Origin of the sequence: Pantoea sp. YU22, assembly GCF_003970755.1 — a bacterium.
GTDB classification, from domain to species: Bacteria; Pseudomonadota; Gammaproteobacteria; order Enterobacterales; family Enterobacteriaceae; genus Pantoea; species Pantoea piersonii.
Window position 1 is genome coordinate 260,391 of record NZ_RYDU01000004.1, and the last position, 22,199, is coordinate 282,589.

Here is a 22,199-nt window from a genome sequence, read left to right on the forward strand (position 1 = left end):
ATGGCGAAGGCAAAGAAACTGACCTATACCCTCGCCGCGTTAGCCGTAGTCGCGGCCATTGGCGTAACCGGCAGAATGTGGATGGTGATGGACAGCGCACGCTCGCATGTGGCGGATGATAAGGTCAGACTGGCCGATTTCCACAGCAATGATGCAGATGCCATCAAGCGTGGCGAATATGTTATGCGCCTGGCGGACTGTGCTGCGTGCCACAATCCCGATTTCTCGGGCGGCTACAAGATCGATACGCCGTTTGGTGCGTTGCAAACCTCTAACATTTCGCCTGATCCTGAAACCGGCATCGGTAACATGACCGAGCGCGACTTCTTCAATGCGGTCCGCCAGGGACGTGGCCAACACGGTTTCCTCTACCCGGCGATGCCTTACACCGCTTATACGCAGATGAGCGATGCAGACATGCACGATCTCTGGGCCTATTTCTCCACGCAGAAGCCGGTGAAAAAGGCCGTCGACGAAAATGCGGGCATGAACTTTCCCTATAATATTCGTCTGGCGATGGCAGGCTGGAATCTGTTGTTCTTTGATAACAAAGCCTTCAAACCGCAGAGCGGGCAGAACGACGTCTGGAATCGCGGCAAATATATCGTTGACGGACCGGCGCACTGTAGCGTTTGTCACACCGCGCGTAATGCGCTGGGTGGAGAGATCAGCAGCCACTATCTGCAGGGCGGCAAGCTGGGCACGTGGTACGCACCGGATATCTCGCCAAATCCCCATGCGGGCATTGGTCAGTGGAGCGATGAACAGATTACGGATTATCTGAAAACTGGTTCCAACGGTGAAAGCGTCGCTGCAGGACCGATGGCAGAAGCCGTTGAACACTCGACGCAGTATTTCAACGATCAGGATCTCAAAGCCATCGCCACCTATCTGCGTAGCCTGCCTGCCTCCGCCACGGCTAAACCCGTTGCGTTCGTGATGGATAAAGCACGTCACGATCAGGCGGCACTGCGCTATGAAGTGGACTGCTCTGCCTGTCACGGCTTGTCAGGAGAAGGTATCACCGGCATGGTGCCAGCCTTTGCCGGTAATACCGCGATGCAGAACGATCCTACCAATATGATCCATGCTTTGCTGCAAGGTGCTCGCGCGCCGTATACCGAAGGGCGTCCAACGTCTGCCGGTATGCCTGCATTCTCCTGGAAGCTGAACGATCAGGAGATGGCTGATGTACTCAACTACGTCCGCAATTCATGGGGTAATAAAGCCGCTGAGGTCAAAGCAAGCGACGTCACTATGCTACGAAAAGCTACCGAAGCAGGTGATAAGCTGAAAGCGCCTGCGATTAAGTAATCAGTCTCTTGCGATTAAGTAATCAGTCTCTATGGGCAGCCATGCGGCTGCCCAGTTAATGCCCGGCACACTGTGTCATTCCCCTTACCGAAGCGGATGCTATTTGCATCGCTTTCTCCGCATCAGTGCTCTTCAATTTTCCTCCCGCTTCACAATGCGGCTTTCTGCCAACAGGGTTGCCATATTTTCTGACTGCGCGGAATACACCAGGAACGCTGAATCATCAGGTGGGTGGGATTCATTTAAGTTAAGCCTGCTAAATTCGGTATGACTCCCGTTGTAAAATAACGCATCGAAACGTAACTGCGTTGTCGTTAATTGATACCGCGTTAAGCTGCATAGCAGATATTGCTGTTTTTCAATTTTTAAGATTAAAACGCAGGTAATGGCAAAAAACTGCTTAATTAAACCACGAGGAAGGGTTGAATTTTAGACAAATCCAAAAGTGTGACAAGGATCAAATTTAAAATTTTGACGTTTTACAAAAAACAATATTCTTCACATGTCAACGTCAATGAAATGAATTTGTGGTTATTAATCAAGAGGTTATTATTTATTATAAAGCAATAATGATGACTACGTGTTTAAAATCACGTGTAAGAATAGCGGCATAGTTATTTAAGCCACCCGACCACCGGTCTCTGTTCAGGCTTGTCGCGATAAGCCTGCAGAATAACGTTTTCCTCAATCAAGGAACCCACTATGATGTTGGTGACTTTATCTGGAGGCGATGATGCAAAATAATCGCCGCTGTAATGCCCGCTATGTTTATTCGCTGTGCTGTATCGCCACGCTAGGTGGCGTAATGTTCGGCTATTCCACCGGCGTAATCTCGGGCACCGTAGATTCCATTCAGGCTCATTTCCAGCTCGATCCGTCACAAACCGGCTGGGTAGTATCCAGCATTTTCGTTGGCTGCATCATTGGATCTTTAGCGGCGGGAAAACTGGCGGAAAAGCTAGGGCGAAAGCCCGTGCTGATGCTGGCGACGATTGCTTTTGCTCTTTCTGCTGTCGGTTCAACCTTTGCGGACTCTTTTACGCTTTTCTCTGCGGCGCGCATTGTCGCGGGTTTAGGCATCGGTCTCGCCGGAACCGTGGCCCCCATGTATATGGGTGAAATTGCTCCGGCCAGCATTCGCGGTAAAGCCTCGGGAATATTCAACCTTTCACTGGTAGGGTCACAAACGCTGGTATTCCTGGTGAATTACCTGATTGGCCGTGGCATGTCTGAGGCCTGGCTAATTGATGAGGGCTGGCGCTGGATGATGGGGGCGCAGTTTGTGCCGGTAGCAATGATGCTGTTCTGTACCCTTATCCTGCCGGAATCGCCGCAGTGGTGTATCAACCATCAGCAGGGTGAACGAGCGCTACGTGTGCTTGAAAAAATCTACCCCGATCTCAACAAAGAAGAAGCCCGGCAGATCATCTCCGTGCGCAGCGAATCGAAAAACGCCGGGAAAGGCAGCGGCTCGCTGCGGTATATCTGGCAAATGCCGGTACTGCGCTACGCACTTATTGTGGGCTGTACTATTGCCGTCCTGCAGCAACTCACGGGGGCCAGCATTGTGATGTATTATGCCCCTCTGATCCTCAACACGGGCGAGATGGCCAAAGATACGCTGCTGTTCCAGACTATTTTTATCGGTCTGCTCAACGCGATGGGGGCGTTTATCGCCATGAATCTTTATGACCGCTTTGGGCGTTTACCGGTCATGAAGCTGGGCACCGTCGGCGCAATCATCGCCCTGCTGCTGCTCTCATGGAGTATGTACACGCAGCAGAGCGGATACCTTGCCATTATATCGGCCCTGCTGTTTATGATGATGTTCGCCATCAGCTGGGGGGCAGGATGCTGGGTACTGATTTCAGAAATCTTCCCACCACGGATCAAAAGCTATGCGATGGGGCTGGCGGTGAGTTTAATGTGGATCTTCAACTTCCTGGTCACGCAGTTTTTCCCGGTTCTGAATGAAATCCCGGCGTTACAACAGGCCTTTCACGGTGCATTCTCTTTCTGGATTTTCGCCGCCATCAATCTGTTCTGCCTGATATTCCTGCTGCGCTTCGTACCGGAAACGCGAGGTGTCGCGCTGGATGATATAGAGCAGCTGCTGGCCAGCCGTATGAACCCTGTCAGCGCTTCCTCAACTGTCCCGATGGCATCGACAGCTACCAACAATATGGAAGGTAAATCATGATTAAGGCCCTGCACGGCATCTCTACGCATTATTGCAACGTGGTCACGGAAACCCGCATTGCGGCTGAAACTGGCTATGATGGACTGGAGTTTTTGCACTATAAGCTGTTGCGCTATCTTGATAATGGCGGCACTACTGCGGCGCTTAATAAGCTGGTCAAGGGTTATGGTTTGCAAACATCTTGCCTGAATGCGCTGATTGATATTGAGCGACATCAGGAGGGTGAAAAGCAGCAGTTACTGGCTGAAGCAACGCGCTTAACGCAGATTGCCGCCGATCTGGAGTGTCCTACCATCCAGATCCTCGCCCAGCACGGCATTGATCATCTCCCGGAATCGCAGATCCTCGATATCATGACCGAAAACATTTCAGAGATCGCCACTATCGGTCAGCGCTATGGCGTGCGCTATCAGATAGAGGTAATTGCTCATACAAAATTCAATACGCTGAACCAGGCGCTGGAAGTGATCCGCCGCATTGATAAGCCTAACGTGGGCATCGTCATTGATTTCTGGCATCTCTTTGCCACCGGGCAAACTACGCCGGATGATATTCGTCAGCTCGATCCTTCTCTGATATTTGGCGTGCACTTCTGCGACGGCCGCAAGCCTAATCCCGGTGAAGCGTGGGAGGAAACAGTGCTACGGGCGTATATGCCAGGCGAAGGAGATATTGATGTTCAGGCATGGACTGATGCCGTTAAAGCTACCGGTTTTGATGGCGTTTGGTCCGCTGAGCTATTTAGTCCGGCTCGCTGGGAAATGGATCATGCAGAACTGGCAAAACAGGTTATTGAAAACATGAATCATTATATTAAGTGATTAGCATTAATTTGAGTTGTCCTGCATCCCTATTCCGCTAACCTTTTAGCCAGCCTTATTTATGGCTGGCTAAAATTTTATATCGGTGAAGCTTTAGCTATTAAGCCTGCTCTGTTTGCGTCCTGTGATTACACATGCAAACGGAACCGGTAAATCATCCATGGCGCTTTGGTGGCGTCTTTGCCGCCGTTATTACTGCTGGTTAATTCCATCTGCGGAGCAGGGACATAGACCCAGCCTTTCTCAATGACCAGAGCGTCAGGAGAGAGTAAACGATCGTCCTGAATCAATACTTCTTTTTTGCCGTCAGGCCTCAGAACATCAACCGATCGGTTTTCAACGTTAGAAAGATAAATATTGCCCAGCGCATCTATTGCTGAGCCACCTGTTGAGGGAATATCTGCCACTTTTTGGATCTGGCGCTCCAGCGTAGCGTCGTCCAGAGATGCATCCCGCAGCGCCGCAGTGCTTACGCGATAAAGGGGCCCGGTAGGGGTGGCAAAATAGAGCCACATGCCGTCTGCTGAAACCTCGATAACATCGCTGTGAACGGCTGGACGGGTTCCGCTTTTATCCTGCAATACTCTCCCCCTGAATCCTTTCTGATCCAGATCGTCGGGCTTGCGCAGTAGCGTCGATTTCGACAGCCTGCGCAGCGTGCGGCCATTCTGCAAATCATGAATAATGATACCGCCGAGGCCGGAATCGGTGACGTAAATAAAATGCTGGTGTATACGCAAATCGTTTGGCGCGCCGCCTTGCGGCAGGGCCTGTTCATCAAAACGTATTAGCTGTTGCTGTTCGCCACTGTGAATATCAAAAGCGACCAGCTTTGCTGCGCCTTTGGCCGCTTTTTCTCCCTGTGGCGCACCCTGGTCAACCACCCACAAGAGATTGTCTGCAAATATATGGCAGGCATTGACGTTAACCAGACTATTAAGCCCATCCTCACCAGGCTGCCATTTATTCCACTGATTACCTGGAAACGGAACTGGACCCGATTTTGTCACGCGCGCCAGGGCAGGAGATGCAATATGTCCCTGTAAGCGGGGGAAATTAAGGAAATAATCGTCGTTTGATGAAACAGCTATTCCATTCGCCAGCCAGGGAGAGGTTGCTACCACTTCTAAACCGGGTTTCAGCAGAGCATCGGCAGCGGCAATCGCGGACTTTGCCATACACATTGCCGCCACTCCGCCGACAATAAATTCACGTCTTTGCACAGGCTCTCCTTATTTAATTTGCGAGCTTCAGCCTTTTAACTCAATGTGTTGCGTCCTTTGTCTGGTTTTTTAAAACAGAACTGAACCTCTCTTAATCACGTTTAAGTCTGGCATAAATGTGATATTTGTCACATGCATAGCCACTTCTTATGGCTGTGCCACACTCATTATGTGCGTGCGGCAGGCGCATAAATAAAGGCGCTTAATACCACTGAATAAGCAAAGGCCTTCACTGAGCGGATCTTATGATTTAAGGAGAGAGGCATGCAGTCTATACCATTATGGGTTCAGGCCGGGTTCTGGGGGTTTGTTTCAGGTTTTGCACTGGTTATCGGGGCGGCAGTGGCTTATTTTATTGCAGTTCCGCAACGTATGATTGCCAGCATCATGGCTTTTGGCAGTGGGGTACTGATTTCCGCTCTGTCATTTGAATTAATGGATGAAGCATATAAAACCGGCGGGTTTGACTCTACCGCAGCTGGCTTCATAGGGGGCGCGGCAGTATACACGCTGGCCAGCTATATAGTGGCAAAGCGGGGAGGGCGACACCGCAAACGTTCAGGCGGTAAGCAGCCCTCTGAGCAGGAGCAGGATGGCAGCGGAATGGCGATCGCGGTCGGGGCTTTGCTGGACGGCATCCCGGAATCAATAGTGATTGGTCTCTCTATGCTTCATGGCGGAGCCGTGAGCGTGGTTGCAGTGATTGCCATTTTTCTTTCAAACATACCCGAAGGGCTCTCCAGCGCGGCTGGCATGAAGAAAGCGGGGCGCTCAGCGCGTTATATTTTTGGCGTATGGGCAGGAATTGCCGTTATATCGGGCTTCGCCGCGCTGGCAGGTTATACCGTTTTCCAGGGGTTTTCAGCCGACGTGGTGGCTGCTACCACAGCCGTCGCAGCCGGAGCTATTCTTGCCATGCTGGTAGATACGATGATCCCTGAAGCCTTTGAAGTGACCCATGACTATGCCGGGCTCATTACCGTCTGCGGTTTCCTTGTCGCCTTCATTCTCAGTAAGCTGGGCGGCTGAACAGACCACAGACAGAAGAGACCGCAGGGGCTGAAGTCATAGCCGTATCGACGGCTGGTGAATAAATCAGTTTTATCGGTATGGCTCCAGCCTGTCACTCAGAAAATGTCATATCTGTATGAACTCCATACAGAGGCATCAGCTCTTACGAGGGGCGTTTTTTTACGAGCCTACAGCCGCTTTCTGCTTTGCCTTTCGAAGCCCGTAGCCTTCCTGCATGCTTCTTGCTTAAAAGGCATGACGCTTGCCACAGGCTTTTGATCTTACAGGTGCTCAAAGTTCGTTTAATCATTGTTATGTTAAATTTCGCATGATGGATGAAGAAAACCGGCCGATTAAAGCAAAAGTAACGGGCGTAACGTCGATGACAAATCAGGAAAGAAACGCCGGTCATTGCCGGCGTTAACATAAAAATCATTGGGACCGAAACGTAAGCCCCTACTGATGCGGCTGGCCGGTATTTGGCTCGTTCTCCTTGTTCGGATCTTTTCTCTCAACGGTAGAGATATTCTTACGTAGCTTTTGAACCTGTTCTGCCGTCACCGCTGGCGCCTGGTTGCCCCAGCTTTCACGCACAAAGGTCAGCAGATCAGCCACCTGCTGATCATCCAGACGCCAGGCGAAATCCGGCATAGTCAGACCGGTCACGGCCTCTTTTGTCACCGCCATTTTGCCGCCACGCAGCACAATACTGATTAGCGAAGCAGGATCGTCGCTCAGCACCGCGCTATTATGCGCCAGCGCCGGGAACGTCTTCGCATAGCCTTTGCCATCGATGCGGTGGCAGGCTGAGCAATTATCCATATACTCCTGCGCGCCGCGATGGCTCATATCGCCTTTTATCAGCGCTGCCGTGGTGTTATCGTCCGCAGCTGGCGTGGCTGAATCCGCTCTGGCCGCTTTCAGCGACTTCAGATAGGTAGCCATCGCTTTCAGATCGGCATCGCTAAGATGCTGAGTGCTGTGTTCAATCACATCCGTCATTGAGCCGAAAGCGGCAGTGGTATCGGTACGCCCGGTTCGCAGGAAGGTGACGATCTCTGCCGGCTGCCAGTTGCCGAGGCCACTTTTCAGGCTGCCGGTAAGGTCCGGCGCGTGCCATCCTTCCAGCGTGCCGCCAGTAAGATAAGCGGCCTCTTTTTGATCCAGCGCCTTCTCCTGGAAAGCGATACCGCGCGGAGTATGGCAGGTGCCGCAGTGCTCAAGCCCCTGCACCAGATAAGCGCCACGGTTCCATTCAGCGCTCTGCCCGCTGTCTGGCTGAAATACCTTATCGTCATGAAAAACGATATTCCAGGCTGCCAGCGGCCAGCGCATGTTGAGCGGCCAGGGAATATCGCTGTCGCGGTTGGCCTGCCTGACGGGCTTAACTTCCCGCATAAAGTAGTCATACAGCGCGTGCATGTCTGCGTCATTGATTTTGGCGAAAGCGGTATAGGGCATTGCCGGATAAAGATGATGACCATCTTTCGCTATCCCCTCACGCAGTGCTTTAGCAAAGTCAGCATAACTGTATTCGCCGATTCCGGTGGCTTTATCGGGCGTAATATTGGTGCTGTAAATCGCCCCCACCGGTGTCGACATCTTCAGCCCGCCGCTGAAAGGTTCTGCTCCTGCTGCCGTATGACAGGCTACACAGTCCCCAGCCGTTGCCAGATATTCTCCTTTGCTGACGTTACCGTTGCTGTCTGCTGCATGGCTGACAAGAGGTAACAGGGTCAGGGATAACAAAGGGATCAATTTTTTTAAACGCATGTTCATTATCTTCCCTCCTTGTTATGCCTGAACCAAAGGTCCGGGGTTGGCCAGATACTGGGTACGAATCGCGTGCGCGGCGAAAAGTGCCGTCGCGCCTACGATGCCGGTCGGGTTGTACGCCAGGTTCTGCGGGAAACAGCAGGCGCCTAACACGAACAGATTAGGTACATCCCAGCTCTGCAGGTACTTGTTCACCACGCTGTTTTTGGGGTTGTCGCCCATCACGGCGCCGCCAGTCGTGTGGGTGGACTGATAGGGACGCACATCGTAATGCGCTTTCATGCTTTTGAAGCCCATTTCGTAAGACTTCGGCCCAATCTGCTTTGTAATTTCTTCTGCCTTCGTGCCGACAAAATGCGTCATCTTCAGCTCATTTTCCTGCCAGTCGAATGTCATGCGCAGCAGGGGCTGGCCGTGAAGATCTTTATAGGTTGGATCGAGATCGAGATAACACTGTTTGTAAGGCATCACAGAGCCTGAGGAACCGACGTTCATGGTGTGCAGATAAGCGTCTTTGATGGCCTGTTTCCAGCCGGAACCCCACTTAGGCGCATGAGCAGAAATGCCCAGCTGCTGAATCGGACGCCCGCCGGTAATGGTGGCAGAGATCGTCGCGCCGCCAACGAAACCCAGCGCAGAGTGGTCGAAGTTTTCGGCGTTAAAATTGTCGATAAACATCCCGGTGGCGCCCGTCGCGGCAAAGGGGTTAAACCGCGTCTCGTTGTCAAAGAAGAGTTTCACCCCGCCGTTCATCTGATAAGCATAATTACGGCCCACGACGCCTTCGCCTGTGACAGGGTTGTAAGGCTTGCCGATTTGCGAAAGCAGCAACAGCCGCACGTTATGTAACTGGAAGGCGCTTAGTACGACCAGGCTGGCGGGCTGCTCGACCTCCTGGCCGTTAGCATCAATATAAGTCACACCTGTGGCTTGCTTTCCGGTTGAGTCGGTATTGACCCGTAAGACATGCGCCTGTGTGCGTAGCTTAAAGTTTTTGTACTGATAGAGCGCCGGCAGTACGCAGGACTGCGGGGAGGCTTTGGAGTAGTTGTAACAGCCGAAGCGTTCGCAAAAACCGCAGTAGTTACAAACGCCTAACTGCACGCCGTAGGGGTTGGTATAAGGTTCGGAACAGTTGGCTGCTGGCACCGGAAAGGGATCATATCCCAGCTCTTTAGCCGCTTTGCTGAACAGAATGCCTGAATATTGCTGCTTGAGCGCTCTGGTGGGATAAGGGTTGTTTCGCGGTGCCTCGAATGGATTCCCCCCTTCGACTTTTTCGCCGTTGAGATTTCCGGCCTGACCCGCGGTGCCGCATATTTTTTCGAACTTATCGAAATAAGGCTCCATCTCTTCATAAGTAAAGGGGTAATCCTGCACGGTCATATCGGCAGGAATGAAATCCGCGCCGTACTTTTCAATCACAGTGCTGCGCATTTTGAGGTCCGCTTCCAGCGGCCGCCATAACATGCCGTTCCAGTGTACGCCCGCTCCGCCTACCCCATCTCCGGGTAGAAAAGAACCAAAGCGGCGATATGGCAAAGCCGTTTCGCTGGAGGTATGGCGTACGGTAACGGTTTCTTTAGAGGCGTTCTGAAACAGCTTGAGGCGTACGCCATAGGTCAGTTCATCAACGATGCGCGGATAGGCAAAATCAGGATAGGTATCGCGCTGTTCACCGCGCTCCAGCGCAAGAATTTTTAGTCCCGTATCGGCAAGCTCCATCGCCATCAGCGAGCCTGTCCAGCCAAAGCCGACAATAACCACATCAACCGGATCTTTTTTGATCGCCATGATTAAACGCTCCTTTTCCCTGAGATGCTTACCGGACCCAATGGATAAGGCTTGTTCGGGTTATCCATCACCTGCTGGTAGTCGGCACGGGCACCGGGAAAACCGATCAGTTTCCATGAGGCGAGCGTCTGGTTACCACCATGCATCGGATCGGCGAGATAACCCTCCTGGGTATTCTCCAGCAACTGTTGGAAAAACAACTTCCCGGGAACGGCTTCAAAAATGAGTTTGCCCGCTTCGAGCTGATGCAGAATATCTTCCTGCTGTTCGTGGCTGAGGTCGGCGAAGACTTTTTGAAACTTCTGCTGGCAGTGTTCGTTAACGGCTTTAATACCGCGGCGATAGGTTTCGCGTGGCACAAGATTTGACTGATAGCCCAGTTCCGGCGCGGCGCTCGCGAAGGGAGCCTGCATATACCACAGCTGGCCATGCCCGTAAGGGAGCTCCATCTGTTTATCAATAAAAACCGGTACGCCTTCGCTGACAGCACCGGGACCATTACTGTCGCCGGGAATCAATCGATCGGTGGCCGCCAGAATGAAACGCCATTCTTCATTATTGAAAAAAGTCGGCACGTAGTGATCTGAAACGCCAGCCGATTTTGTGTCGATGTCTGCTGCGAGAACGCTAACAGGCGCAATACTGCCGCCGACAACTGACAGAGGTATAAGTGACAGGGTTTTTTGCAGAAAGCTTCGCCGCGAGGCGCTATCCCCGTTAAGTTTTTTGCTCATTTTGCCTTCCAGTTGGTGTTTGCCAAATTGCGTGCTCAACAGGTGCCAGTGGCACTATGTTAAGCACGCTAATAGTTCTTCTAGGAATTAATATGCTGCTAAAGTAATCTATTTTATTGAATGCAGAGATTAATAATTTGTTAAATTTTGTAAAGATAACGTAAATTCACGGTTAAGCTTTAAAATCAGGTCCTTTGTTATCCTTATGATCGCTGGTGCCTGTCTGAACAATATTGATCCAGTTCATAAGGATCAGTACGTACTGATGGTTAATGCCGATGAGTTGGTCTGGAGAGGCAGCGAACACGTCCGTCTGATGCATGCAGGCTGTGTCAGGGGTGGGTAGTGGCCAGCGGTGAGCGCAAAGTCGTGGCCGCTCTCCGGCGAAAATTTGCAGAGCGTTATCAAGGGTGCGTGGATATCACCCAATATAAGTGGCGCCGGTAAGACAGCACGCTCTGGCAAATGGGTAAACAAAATTAATTATTACGCCCGTAGCTGTAAGGTAACGCAGCGTGACATTCTGAAAGGGCTTTGATGCCTGTGGCAGTTTTAGGATAAAGGCCATGGTCTGGCTTAAAAGTACCTATACGACTGAATTTCGTACGCTTCCCTGGCCTCTTCTTTTATCCCCGATAGCAAAAGATTTCATTCATGTGACGCTTTTTTGACAGCGCTGTCATAAATCTTTCATAAAGTCTTTATATGTTAGTCACACTAATCGTTGTGCTTTAAGCTGCTTTCGCGATCTACAGGATATCTTTTCTGATGAGTGATTACGTAACACCCCAGCCATTGAATGGCGCCGCAACGCCCTTTTCGCCAGATGAACCCCACACAAAAAAACAGAGTAACAAACCGCGGTTGCTGTTTATCGTGTCGCTCATTTTCGGCGTGCTCTTTACGGGTACCCATCTCGCTGGCGATATTCAGCAGTCCGGTCTGAGCTTTAGCGGTTCGCTGCCGCTGATCCTGTTAGCAATTGCTTTGCTGGCGGCGCTTGGTTTTGAATTTGTAAACGGTTTTCACGATACGGCGAATGCCGTGGCAACGGTCATCTATACCCGCTCGCTGTCGCCCACAACGGCCGTAGTCTTGTCCGGGGTGTTCAACTTTCTTGGCGTGCTCTTCTCTTCAGGCGCAGTCGCCTTTGGCATTATTTCCCTGCTGCCGGTAGAGCTTATTCTGCAGGCAGGAAGCAGCGAAAGCTTTGCCATGATCTACGCCCTGCTCTTCGCCGCCATTATCTGGAACCTGGCGACCTGGTGGCTGGGGCTGCCCGCCTCCTCTTCGCATACGCTTATCGGGGCTATTATCGGCGTCGGCGTGGCCAATGCGATGATGCATGGCCGTAGCGCGCTGAGCGGCGTGAACTGGGGACAGGCGATGAATATCGGTAAGGCGCTGCTCCTCTCGCCGGTAGTGGGCTTCGCCTGCGCCGCGCTGCTGCTGGTGATCATGAAGCAGTTGATCAAAAAACCGGCACTTTACCAGGCGCCGAAAAACCACGGCGCGCCGCCGTTATGGATCCGCAGCCTGATGGTGCTCTCCTGTACCGGCGTCTCTTTCGCGCATGGCTCTAACGATGGACAGAAAGGCATGGGTCTGATTATGCTGATTCTGGTCGCCGCGCTGCCGGTAACTTATTCCCTGAATCGCGCCGAACCGCAGTCGAGCGTGCCGCATATCATTACCCTGGCGCAGAGCAGCCAGCAGCAACTACAGCAGCTGTCGCCGCTGGCACCAGCCGGTCAGCCGCACGCTGTGCTGACTGCTTATCTGCGCACCGGCGAGCGCAACGTTAACGTCCTGCCGGCGCTGGCGCAGGTAGCAGGCAATATCGGCGCGACGCTTAATCATTCTGGATCGATGGCGAACCTGCCTGCCGGGCAGGTTCCCGCGCTGCGTAATGAGATGTATCTGGCGGCAGAAACCATTAAACATCTGCAGGCCGACGCTACCCTGGCCTTGCCCGCTGCGACCCGGCAAAACCTGCAGTCGCTGCGCAGCGCGCTGGATGCCGCGACACAATTTATTCCCGCATGGGTCAAGATTGCCGTCGCTCTGGCGCTGGGTCTGGGCACCATGGTCGGCTGGCGTCGCATCGTCGCCACGCTGGGGGAAAAGATCGGCAAGCATCCGCTTAATTATGCGCAGGGCGTCAGCGCGCAGCTGGTGGCGATGGGCACCATTGGCGCGGCAGATGCGTTCGGCATGCCGGTTTCAACCACCCATGTGCTCTCATCGGGCATTGCCGGGACCATGGCGGCCAACCGCAGCGGCTTACAGCTGAGCACCCTGCGCAATATGGCGCTGGCCTGGGTGCTGACGCTGCCTGCGGCTGCCCTGCTCTCCGCCGTCCTCTACTGGCTTTTGATTTCACTGTAATTTTTGCGCGACAGGGATAATAAACGATGGCTACTCATCAAATTGATTACAACGACATGTTTGACGCGCGTCTTTTGCAGGAATTTTATGACAGCTATGACGAGTCATTTGAGCTGGAACTGGAAGATATCGCGGCGGCTAACAGCGATGATGCGGAACAGAAAGCCTGGCGGCGTCGCTACTTTTCCGAACTGCTGCATTTGCAGGGCGAGCTGGTTAAGCTGCAAAACTGGGTAGTGCGCACCGGCCACCGCTTAGTGGTGATTTTCGAGGGGCGCGACGCCGCTGGCAAAGGCGGTGTAATCAAACGCATCATGCATCGACTCAACCCACGCTATTGCCGGGTGGCCGCGCTGCCTGCGCCAAACGAGCGCGAACGCACGCAGTGGTATTTCCAGCGCTACGTTGCGCATCTGCCTGCGGCCGGAGAGATCGTCTTGTTCGACCGTAGCTGGTACAACCGTGCCGGCGTGGAAAAGGTAATGGGCTTCTGCAGCGATGAGGAGTACCAGGAATTCTTCCGCAGCGCGCCGGAGTTTGAGCGCCAGCTGGTGCGCAGCGGCATTCAAATTGTTAAATACTGGATTTCCATTACCGATGAAGAGCAGGAGACCCGCTTCCTCAGCCGTATTCACGATCCGCTGAAGCAGTGGAAACTCAGTCCGATGGATCTTGAGAGCCGTCGCCGCTGGGAGGATTACACTGTCGCGAAGGAGGTTATGCTGGAGCGCACCAACATTGAGGAAGCGCGCTGGTGGGTGGTGCAAGGGGTAGACAAGCGCAAAGCGCGACTTAACTGTATTGCGCATTTGCTGAAGCAGGTGCCGTATGAAGCGGAAGAGAGTGACAGGATCACGCTGCCCTCCCGTATTCATCGTGCAGATTATGCCCGCCATCCGGTACCGGAAAATATGATTGTCCCGGATCGTTACTGATAGTCATCGTTCCGCCTGCTGCGGTCAGCGCAAACTGGCCGCGGCAGGGCTTCTTTCTAATCCGCTTTTAAAAGTTGCGCGCTAAGCTGTTATCGTGTGCTTACGAATTTCAGCTTTTCAAGGTGTCTTTTGCTTTAGGTAAGCATTTATTCTGCACTGCGTAATGTTAACAGTGGCGTGTCCTATTGCTTCCCGGACTGATATCAGGTTTTCCCCGTTATCCAGCATCATTGAAGCAAAAGCGCGATGTATATCATGGCTTCGGTGTCAGCCCTGCGCTGTTCGTGGATGTTATATACCGCCTGTGGGGCATATGTTGAGAAGTCATATCGTCACCGGGGCGCTTACTTTTGAAGTACAGCCACCCTCTCGCTCTGAATGTTATCCGTCCAAATATCAATATATCGCCAGATGTTTTCTGGCATAAATACCATGAGTTCCTTGTTGCCCTCATCCTCCCGAATAATATATGCTCCTGAGAAAAGATGCCGTCTAGTCCAGCCCAACCTTCTGAACGGTGTAGACAGCCGGCGAGCATGACTGCCAGCATAGCGGCATCGCAAGGTCTTTTTAGCTAGCGTCCCATTCACAGCTACGGAAAAGAGCTCGGTGCTAGCGCGTGGCCGCGGAGCAGTTGACTAACCTACATCGCATGCATTGCCAGAGCCTGCTGATAACTTCTCATATCCATTTGCTTTATCATCCGCGTCTCGCAGGTAGTGCCTTTAAGAACATACAGATAGATTTTGACAGTGACTGGTGCCCTACCGCTGTCTGAAAGCAGCTTCAACATGCCCCGGATATAGTGTCGCCGTAGTCAACCTCTGGCGCTGCTCTTCAGAAAAAAACCGGGCATATACGGCACGATATTAAGAAAGGATTCATCGTTTGACGGCTTGCGGTGCAGGACAGCCCTTCTAAGTCAGGATTCATCAATGGGCTGCTGTTTATAATCTTAAGGGCAGACACGTTTTGTGCTTATGCTGGTGACAGTGTTAGCTTGAACGAAAGGAATCTAGTCGGTCGTTTTTCCCCAAAGAGATTATGGCGTGGGGCCTGTGTGATAAGCAGAATCTGACAGGATACCTCCTGCCAGGCCGCATCTGGTAAAGGTACTTTTTCAAAGAGACATTTTAATAAGTAGGAGTAATCTAGGCTAAGCCTGCTAACAGTTGCACAGAATGTCGTCCAAGAAATCTGGCTGACATATAGTCAGTGACGTTGATGAGCAAAAAATGTAAAATTTTTCAGAGCAATTTCATGCTTCAAAGCTTTATAAATGGCATGATAAATGCTTGCAGCAAGTCGTATATTAGATAAGCTGGATAATTTCCTTTGTCCATACCTAACTAAACATCGATTTGGCCAGAATGATATATATCCCGCATATAAAGATAGTAAGGCAATTTTGTGAAAATCAGTGTTGACACAAATTATATGATAAGAGATTATTTAAATGGTGATTTATAGGGCGCCTTCTTTATGAGTGAAACTATTCAGATATTACAGATATTTCTTAGTTGGCCTGCTGTATTTATAATATGTATGATTATAATGTTTAATCCGATCCGTTTGCTTTTGAAGCGTTTGGCTGAAAGCAATACAGCTAAAGCCAAACTCGGGTTTGTTGAAATTGAAATAGGTGAATTGGCCAAGAAAGGTAAGGCAGCAGTAGATAGCATCAACGAGCTTAATTTGATTATGGCAAAAACACGTTTGCTTGAACTGGAAGTTACAAAAGCAAATTTTTCCATGAGTTTTACGGGCGAAGAACAACTGAAATTAAATGGTTTAATCCTTGATCTCAAGAAAAATATTGATCATTTAGAAAGGGAAATAATATGAAGGTTTACCTTCTCAAGAATAAAATTATAATATCTTTTACGCCTTTTTTAGATGTTGCGATAAAAATATATGTTGAAGAAGGTATGGTTTTTTCAGATATTTATCATGGTAGAGTTGTTCACTCTCGCGAGACAGATTGTGGGATACCTCTCTTTAATGTAGATGTGATGGGAAGAAATGCTGTAAACCATTTGATATACCTTCTTGGACGTCAGCCTGACGATGAGCTGATATATCAACTGCGATACGTTGACGCACAGGTTGAACTTTTTAATTCTTTGGCAGCGAGCCGGGCATTGACAGAGTTATATAGTGATTGCCCTAATTTGGCCTGGATAATAGTAATGAAAAATTACTATTCTGTAGGGTCCCATGTATATGAGTACCTTTCTAGAATGAAGAGGCGAAACTTATTATTCTTCTTGAATGATATCGAGCCTTCAGAGCGCCGTGTCAGGGTTCTTAAAAAGACCACTTTACTTTCCGGACGCAGAGAAGAACTCAGATGGTTGATTCACTGTATGCGTAATGATGACATCCTTGATGCATATAAGCATCATCACTCAATGACATTACAAGAGCTTTATCTTTCTTTACGATATAGGATTCTTGCGGGATCAACGCTTTTAAAATCAATTTCTAGCCAAAGAAAGCCATTCCTAAGGGATTATAAAGCTGGAATGTGCTCGCTTCAGCATATTGTGAAGGACAGTATTAGAGTTGGAGAAAATATAGGCATAAAAAAAGCGTCTAATATAGTATTGGAATGCAGGAGCAAAGAAGACGTTAGATCTTTACATGATGAATGGTCTAAGAGGCTACTGGAAACTACTCGGTTTTTGAAACAGGATATTTATTTTGAAGAGCCTAGCCTTACTCCTGAAGAAGGCATAACCTTCATAAATTCTGTTAATGCTTTGATAGCTGAAGGTAGAGATATGAAACATTGCGTGGCCTCTTACAAGGCGAGAGTAATGGCTGGAGAATCCTATATATATTCTGTCATAACCCCTTGGGGAGTAAGAGCCACTGTAGAGCTTGGATTATTAAAAGGGGTATATGTTCCTCTTCAGATAAAGGGAAAAGAAAATCGTAATTTAGATAATTTTTCTTTAAACTATATTCGGACTTGGCTCGATAATGAAAATAAAAAGTTGAAAGCTTCTCTTATTTATTATTCACAATTCCATACGGAGAAAAGCGCATAGACGCGTGGCAGCTGCTGCTCAGCGCGGGGCGCAACGACTGGCTTATTTCGGCCGTGACCTCAGAGTTGACTGACTCCGCCAATGGTTTACTCTGCGTACCTTCATACGGATAGGCAGAGGAGAGGATCATGGACGAGCTGAAGAAAAAGTTTGAGGTGGCGGAGAAGGGGATCTCCGTTCTGACAAAAGCCTCCTTAGGATTAGGGAGCGCGATTTTCCTGATTTACTGCATGATGAACGGCGGTTTTCCCGACGGGCTCTCACTGTCGGACAGCCTTCGCATACTTTATATTTTCACAGTGTTTTCTGCAGGTACGCTCGTCTTTTATTTCTTTCTGATGTGTCTAGGTCTGTCCATCTGCCACCTGGTTTTTCGGCTGACAGGTTACTCTTTGATAGAACAGATCCTACTCAGGATGTCAGACACAGGCTACACTTCAGGGCAGCGCATGAGGGCGTTGCGCAAAGGTCCCTCTGAGTTTTACCGGACCCAGAAAAGAGAACGTCAATTTATTCATCACGTGGTTTTCCCGCCCATTGCCACTATTTTTCACAGTATTTCGGTATTTACCGTTATTTTAATTATTACTCAGGTTCATCATGACCAGCTGCTGTGGTACTTCCGCCTTGTCATATCGGCTGTAGGGCTGGCAGTGTGGTTTGTCATACTGGACTTCAACCGGCAGCGTCGGGGGCAGCTTAAGTTTGTTCTGCCCGGAGAACATGCAGTGGAGAGGGCAGAGAAGGATATCAGAACAGGTAATATGATCCTTTCAATTGCTATACCGCTTGTCGTGACAATGCTTCTTGGACTCTTTGGTGATTCCGCTGAACGAACCATGAAAGTTCTTGGATTTCGTCACGACAGCGCGATCGTGTACGTCAAAAAGGAATGGAGTTCTGTGCTCACACGTCACGGAGTCAAAGGCAGCGAGGCTGAACTGCCACCTTATGCGTCCAGGTATGATAACGTCACGGTAGCCCTGTCCTCGTTTGGTACCTCAGTCACGCTGCAGTTTCATAGCGATAAAGCTCCGCACACCCAGACGCTTCGCGTGCCCGCCTCTGAGGTGCTGATCGATCCTCTCCACGGTTCTCCCGATGGTTCTGTAACGGCGTCTTCTGTCGACTGAACGAGGAACCACATCGGCGGCTATGCCTGCTGGCTGCGATGATAGAGTTCAGCAATCTAGTGAGAATGTTTTCATTACATTGGATTCAGCAAGGGACAGTCACGAAAGATTAATAACAGATCTGGCTGACGCCGCCCTTGCTGTCTCTTGCCAAACATTAAGCTGGGGGGATAGACTTAAGCCCTTAGCTTTAGTGCGCGTAGCCAGAGGTCTACCTGGCCATATGCATCCTGTTGCCACTGTTCGGGCGTGCGTTCTCCAAGAAGGTCAGTCTCTTCAATGAATCTTCTGACACAGGTAGGCCCATAACCGTCCACATCATCGAATTTTTGTGCAATATAGCTGTACCCAATGGCCCCGCTTTTTTCAGCAAGCACCGGGATACATGCTTCAGCGAGTGCTTCTGGCCCATCTACATAATTACGGACACAATAATAAATATCGTAAGAATCTTTCTGCTTATGACGACCATTAATAGCATAACCTTTCATGGCCAGGAGCGCAGGAATCGAACATACTGCTATTTCTACGGTATTTCTTCCACCCTGCGGCATGTTTCCGCTTAGTGCCACCATCTCATAAAATTTGAGCGCAAGATCAGCGCCATCTGCGCGTTGCACCGCAAAATTGCTGAGCAGTGGAGGAGAGTTTTTAACAAGTTCTGCATCCCTTGGGCGAAGGAAATCTATGATAATGTCAATAGCCGGGCCTTGCGCAGTTTCTGCTATGGTGCGTACAAGCTGAAATGCTCTGGTAAATCCCTCGCGTTGCTCATATCCGCATCCCTGAAGGCTTTCCACCAGAGTCGCGTATTCACCATCACCCAGCGCTGTTGAATCTAGATCTAAATCGATATCGAGAGTCCCAACATGTGGCATGTCGTCATTGTTAAGAAGTAACCAAGGTACCGCACCCCCAATAACTGTGTATTTCCCTTTATAGCTACCCAGAATCTGCCCAATCTCAATCAAAACAGATTTAACGGCAGCTGTCGTTCTGTCTTCATAGTCAGCCGCCGACTGCGGCTCTCTTATTGTCATTTTTACCAATTCATCCATTCATTGCGGAGGTGCTCAGCAGCTTCCTGTCCACGCTCACCCTGTACTGAAAGATCGAGGTAGGTCTGCACGACGCCTGTTGTGAAAATGTCATCTGCCGGTTCGATAGTATCAAGGAATATTCCCGGATCATTAGGCATTGTAATCGTTACATTGGCACCCTTTGAAGTGGTGCTTAGCTTTAGACCGGTAAATAGCTTCTCCATGCCTTTTTCATCGGCATAGAAATAATGCATTCCTGTGCGGCCATAGGGGGATAGCCACTGGGCGGCAGAAAATGAAGCCAGAACCGCATAACCCTGCACTTCATCACAACTTAATAATTTGCGCAACTGGGACTCCAGAGCACTCCCGTGCAGGGGGGTATAGAAGGTTTTTTTTGTTCCCGGTAATCGGCTATAGTTGTCACGCCACTCATTTACTAGCGCCGCTGGATTTTCCAACACAAGCCCTTCATCGCTGCTGATGGCCCATTCTCTTTCCAGCAAATTTTTACGCACGTTGCTTGCATGCCCCAGACTCACCATTCCTTCCTCTGACAGTTCGGAAACCTTCCAGGCGCGTAAGGGAGCGTTTAGCATCATTCGCAGTACCTGCGCTGACTTCGGGCTGAACATAGTGCGAAGACCACGTTTTTCAGGGGCTGGTTTCCCTGACATCTGATGATCGATATAAACTCCCCCAAACTGGATTCGCGCATTTCCCTCCATATCCATAAAAGAAATCTTATTATCCCGACAAATCTTGCGGGCATCAGGAGAGAGGTAAGGTGCGAGGAGTACAGGTGTCATGATGTCCTCTCTGCCGTACATATATGATCGAAGGCCGTTTACTGCGGAGCGAACGAATCGGGGTTGGCCACTATTCTTCGTTTCACAGGCAAGGGTATGGTCTTCTTTGCCTATCCGGACATTTATCAAGTAGTCAATACTTGCGTCTGTGCTAGGCCCATCACTCACCATTTTGACCCTCTCAATGATAGGTACTTGTTCCAGAAGAGACTGCAGTTTCTGGATGTAGGCAAAGGATGGCTCATGTTTAAATTTCATTCTACTCTCATGTTTCATCATTCGTTGAAGTACTAGATTTCACTGAAAGTGCATTGATTTCGCCCTCAAACCATACCGAGCAAAAAAAGATTTTCACTGAAAAGCAACTTTCACCATTCGTTGAAACTACCATTTTCAGTGAAATTTGGCAATGATATGTGCGATGGTTAAAGAAGATGACCGTTGATAATAATGTCACCAGCTGGTTTCGCTTACATAGCGAAAGTTGGGCAGTCAATGTCCGCTATGAACGAAAAGCGGACACTAGGAATATGATTGTAAGCACTAGATGAAAGCGTCGCCTGACATTATGGCGTATTAGTTAACCGTGCGCAGGTCATCCCGGCCTGCGGACTAAGGTCCTATGAAAGCTACTGCTTGGCTATGTGAACCTCTGATGCTGTTACGCCCTCAGCAGTAGGAATAAGAGACCACAGGCGCGCATCAATGCCATCATTTTGCAGCTTGCGCATGAAATAGCGAGCCTGAAGGGCATCGTGCGTTGCTATTACTACCTGAAAACCATGATCAACAATGTAATCCCGAAGTAAATCGAATACGGACGCTGCATGAACTAGGTCATGGTGTTGAGTCGGATCGTCCAGGAGCAGGCAGCGCCAAGAGGACCACTGATGTTCAAGTGCCATTGAAAGCAGGAATGTCAGCTGCAAATCAGTCAGCTGCGCCTCGCTCGCGATAGCTGGTACCGGTACGGACTCGCCATGTAGTGACACAGAGACTTCAGCATGCTCCTTCCTGTATAAACTACGAAAATCAAGCTTAGTGCCAGTAAAGCGTTGCTCCCGGACGACGCGTTTTAATAATGACTGCCATCTGGGGATTACAGAGAGAACGTGTTTCTGCACGTTAGCTATTTCGGCAGACAGGCTGCGATTGAGCGTCTCCATCGCTCCGGATAACTTCTCCAACTGTGCCTGGCTCAACTTTTCGTTCTCAATGCGCTGCTGAAGGGTCGTAGCAAACTCTTCCTCCGACAAGTCGCCTCGACGACGATCCATGAGTCCCTGCGCTAATCGTGTCTGTTCGAGCTTATTCCACGTACCAATTTCAATTTTGAGACTTTGTAGCTGTTCAGACCGGCGAGTAAGGTCAGCAGCAGAAGACTGCAACTGGAGCTCTTTACTGTTAGCCACTTCGGGGGCAGGATCGCCGGCGAAATACAGTTGTCTCCAGGAGGCGCGTATTGTTGCCAGTTGAGCTTGAGCATCCGTAATCTGCCTCTGGAGTGCTGTTACCATGTTATCCGACTCGCTTAAGGTGGCCTGCTGGCGGTCCAGTGCGGATTGACCTGCAGCAATATTAGCGGCCAATTCACTGAGTTTGTTAGAGTTCCTGTTCTGAGCAATAGCTAATTCTGCCAGCGTTTTTGAAGGGGGTGTCTCTGCGATAATAGCCGCTAATGCAGCTGTTGACTGCTCAAGACTGGCCAGGGCCTGAGTCCGGCTCTGCCGGGATGTGTTCAGAGCACGCTCTGCAGTTTCGAAAGCTGCTTTGGATGCCTCTAGGGCATCAGGTGCCGGTGGTCGGGCGAGGTTATTCTGTTTCTTGTCGAGCTGAAGCTTTGCTGCGGCATTTGACTCTACACGATGCTGGATAGATGCTTTAGCCTGTTTGAATCGCCACGGATAATCTAGACACTTCCGAGCCGTTGATAATACTGGTTTTCATATTCTGTCGGTGACATCTGTT

At 50.2% G+C, this 22,199-nt stretch carries 16 protein-coding genes; 9 read left to right on the forward strand and 7 right to left on the reverse strand.

Annotated elements, in window-relative coordinates; translation table 11 throughout:
* From EKL29_RS09235 to EKL29_RS09245, 3 genes are all read left to right on the forward strand, one after another.
* Complete coding sequence (locus EKL29_RS09235; protein WP_126689453.1) at positions 1-1,314, forward strand: cytochrome c; 1,314 nt, start codon at positions 1-3, stop codon at positions 1,312-1,314.
* Between the two features lie 733 nt (positions 1,315-2,047).
* Positions 2,048-3,514 (forward strand): sugar porter family MFS transporter, encoded by a 1,467-nt coding sequence (locus EKL29_RS09240; RefSeq protein WP_126689477.1) that lies wholly within the window; start codon positions 2,048-2,050, stop codon positions 3,512-3,514.
* Positions 3,511-4,335, forward strand: coding sequence for a sugar phosphate isomerase/epimerase (locus tag EKL29_RS09245; RefSeq protein ID WP_126689454.1), 825 nt, complete (start codon positions 3,511-3,513; stop codon positions 4,333-4,335). Before EKL29_RS09240 ends, EKL29_RS09245 begins: the two co-directional genes overlap by 4 nt.
* A 128-nt stretch (positions 4,336-4,463) precedes the next feature.
* On the opposite strand, the gene EKL29_RS09250 is transcribed toward EKL29_RS09245, so the two are convergent.
* Positions 4,464-5,558 carry an SMP-30/gluconolactonase/LRE family protein gene (locus EKL29_RS09250; protein ID WP_126689455.1) on the reverse strand — a complete coding sequence of 365 codons (1,095 nt, stop codon included), beginning with the start codon at positions 5,556-5,558 and terminating at the stop codon, positions 4,464-4,466.
* 264 nt (positions 5,559-5,822) lie between these two features.
* Here EKL29_RS09250 and EKL29_RS09255 point away from each other — a divergent pair, with 264 nt between their 5' ends.
* The gene (locus EKL29_RS09255; RefSeq protein ID WP_126689456.1) at positions 5,823-6,587 is read left to right on the forward strand and encodes a ZIP family metal transporter; all 765 of its coding nucleotides are present in this window, start codon (positions 5,823-5,825) and stop codon (positions 6,585-6,587) included.
* A gap of 438 nt (positions 6,588-7,025) precedes the next feature.
* On the opposite strand, the gene EKL29_RS09260 is transcribed toward EKL29_RS09255, so the two are convergent.
* The 3 genes from EKL29_RS09260 to EKL29_RS09270 are packed head-to-tail and all read right to left on the reverse strand — an operon-like array spanning position 7,026 to position 10,873.
* Positions 7,026-8,342 (reverse strand): cytochrome c, encoded by a 1,317-nt coding sequence (locus EKL29_RS09260; RefSeq protein ID WP_371315513.1) that lies wholly within the window; start codon positions 8,340-8,342, stop codon positions 7,026-7,028.
* Between the two features lie 21 nt (positions 8,343-8,363).
* Positions 8,364-10,139, reverse strand: coding sequence for a GMC family oxidoreductase (locus EKL29_RS09265; RefSeq protein WP_126689457.1), 1,776 nt, complete (start codon positions 10,137-10,139; stop codon positions 8,364-8,366).
* A gap of 2 nt (positions 10,140-10,141) precedes the next feature.
* Positions 10,142-10,873 carry a gluconate 2-dehydrogenase subunit 3 family protein gene (locus EKL29_RS09270; RefSeq protein ID WP_126689458.1) on the reverse strand — a complete coding sequence of 244 codons (732 nt, stop codon included), beginning with the start codon at positions 10,871-10,873 and terminating at the stop codon, positions 10,142-10,144.
* A gap of 768 nt (positions 10,874-11,641) precedes the next feature.
* Between EKL29_RS09270 and EKL29_RS09275 the strand changes: the two genes are divergently transcribed.
* The 5 genes from EKL29_RS09275 (at position 11,642) to EKL29_RS09295 (ending at position 18,382) form a co-directional block, all read left to right on the forward strand.
* Positions 11,642-13,261 carry an inorganic phosphate transporter gene (locus EKL29_RS09275; RefSeq protein WP_126689459.1) on the forward strand — a complete coding sequence of 540 codons (1,620 nt, stop codon included), beginning with the start codon at positions 11,642-11,644 and terminating at the stop codon, positions 13,259-13,261.
* Positions 13,262-13,287: 26 nt separating this feature from the next.
* Positions 13,288-14,196: a polyphosphate kinase 2 gene (gene ppk2 / locus EKL29_RS09280; RefSeq protein WP_126689460.1), complete on the forward strand. Its 909-nt coding sequence runs from the start codon at positions 13,288-13,290 to the stop codon at positions 14,194-14,196.
* Positions 14,197-15,678: 1,482 nt separating this feature from the next.
* Complete coding sequence (locus tag EKL29_RS09285) at positions 15,679-16,041, forward strand: hypothetical protein (protein WP_126689461.1); 363 nt, start codon at positions 15,679-15,681, stop codon at positions 16,039-16,041.
* Complete coding sequence (locus tag EKL29_RS09290; protein WP_126689462.1) at positions 16,038-17,249, forward strand: PcfJ domain-containing protein; 1,212 nt, start codon at positions 16,038-16,040, stop codon at positions 17,247-17,249. Before EKL29_RS09285 ends, EKL29_RS09290 begins: the two co-directional genes overlap by 4 nt.
* Before the next feature lie 128 nt (positions 17,250-17,377).
* Positions 17,378-18,382, forward strand: a complete 1,005-nt coding sequence (locus EKL29_RS09295) for a hypothetical protein (RefSeq protein WP_126689463.1) — start codon at positions 17,378-17,380, stop codon at positions 18,380-18,382.
* A gap of 176 nt (positions 18,383-18,558) precedes the next feature.
* Here the strand turns inward: EKL29_RS09295 and EKL29_RS09300 are convergent, their stop codons facing one another.
* From EKL29_RS09300 to EKL29_RS09310, 3 genes are all read right to left on the reverse strand, one after another.
* Complete coding sequence (locus EKL29_RS09300) at positions 18,559-19,260, reverse strand: nucleotidyl transferase AbiEii/AbiGii toxin family protein (protein ID WP_269950756.1); 702 nt, start codon at positions 19,258-19,260, stop codon at positions 18,559-18,561.
* A gap of 164 nt (positions 19,261-19,424) precedes the next feature.
* On the reverse strand, positions 19,425-20,510 hold the full coding sequence (locus EKL29_RS09305; RefSeq protein WP_126689464.1) for a type IV toxin-antitoxin system AbiEi family antitoxin: 1,086 nt from the start codon (positions 20,508-20,510) through the stop codon (positions 19,425-19,427).
* A 350-nt stretch (positions 20,511-20,860) separates the two neighbouring features.
* Entirely contained in the window at positions 20,861-21,820 is a 960-nt protein-coding gene (locus EKL29_RS09310; RefSeq protein WP_126689465.1) for a hypothetical protein, read from the reverse strand.
* Positions 21,821-22,199 lie beyond the last annotated feature (379 nt).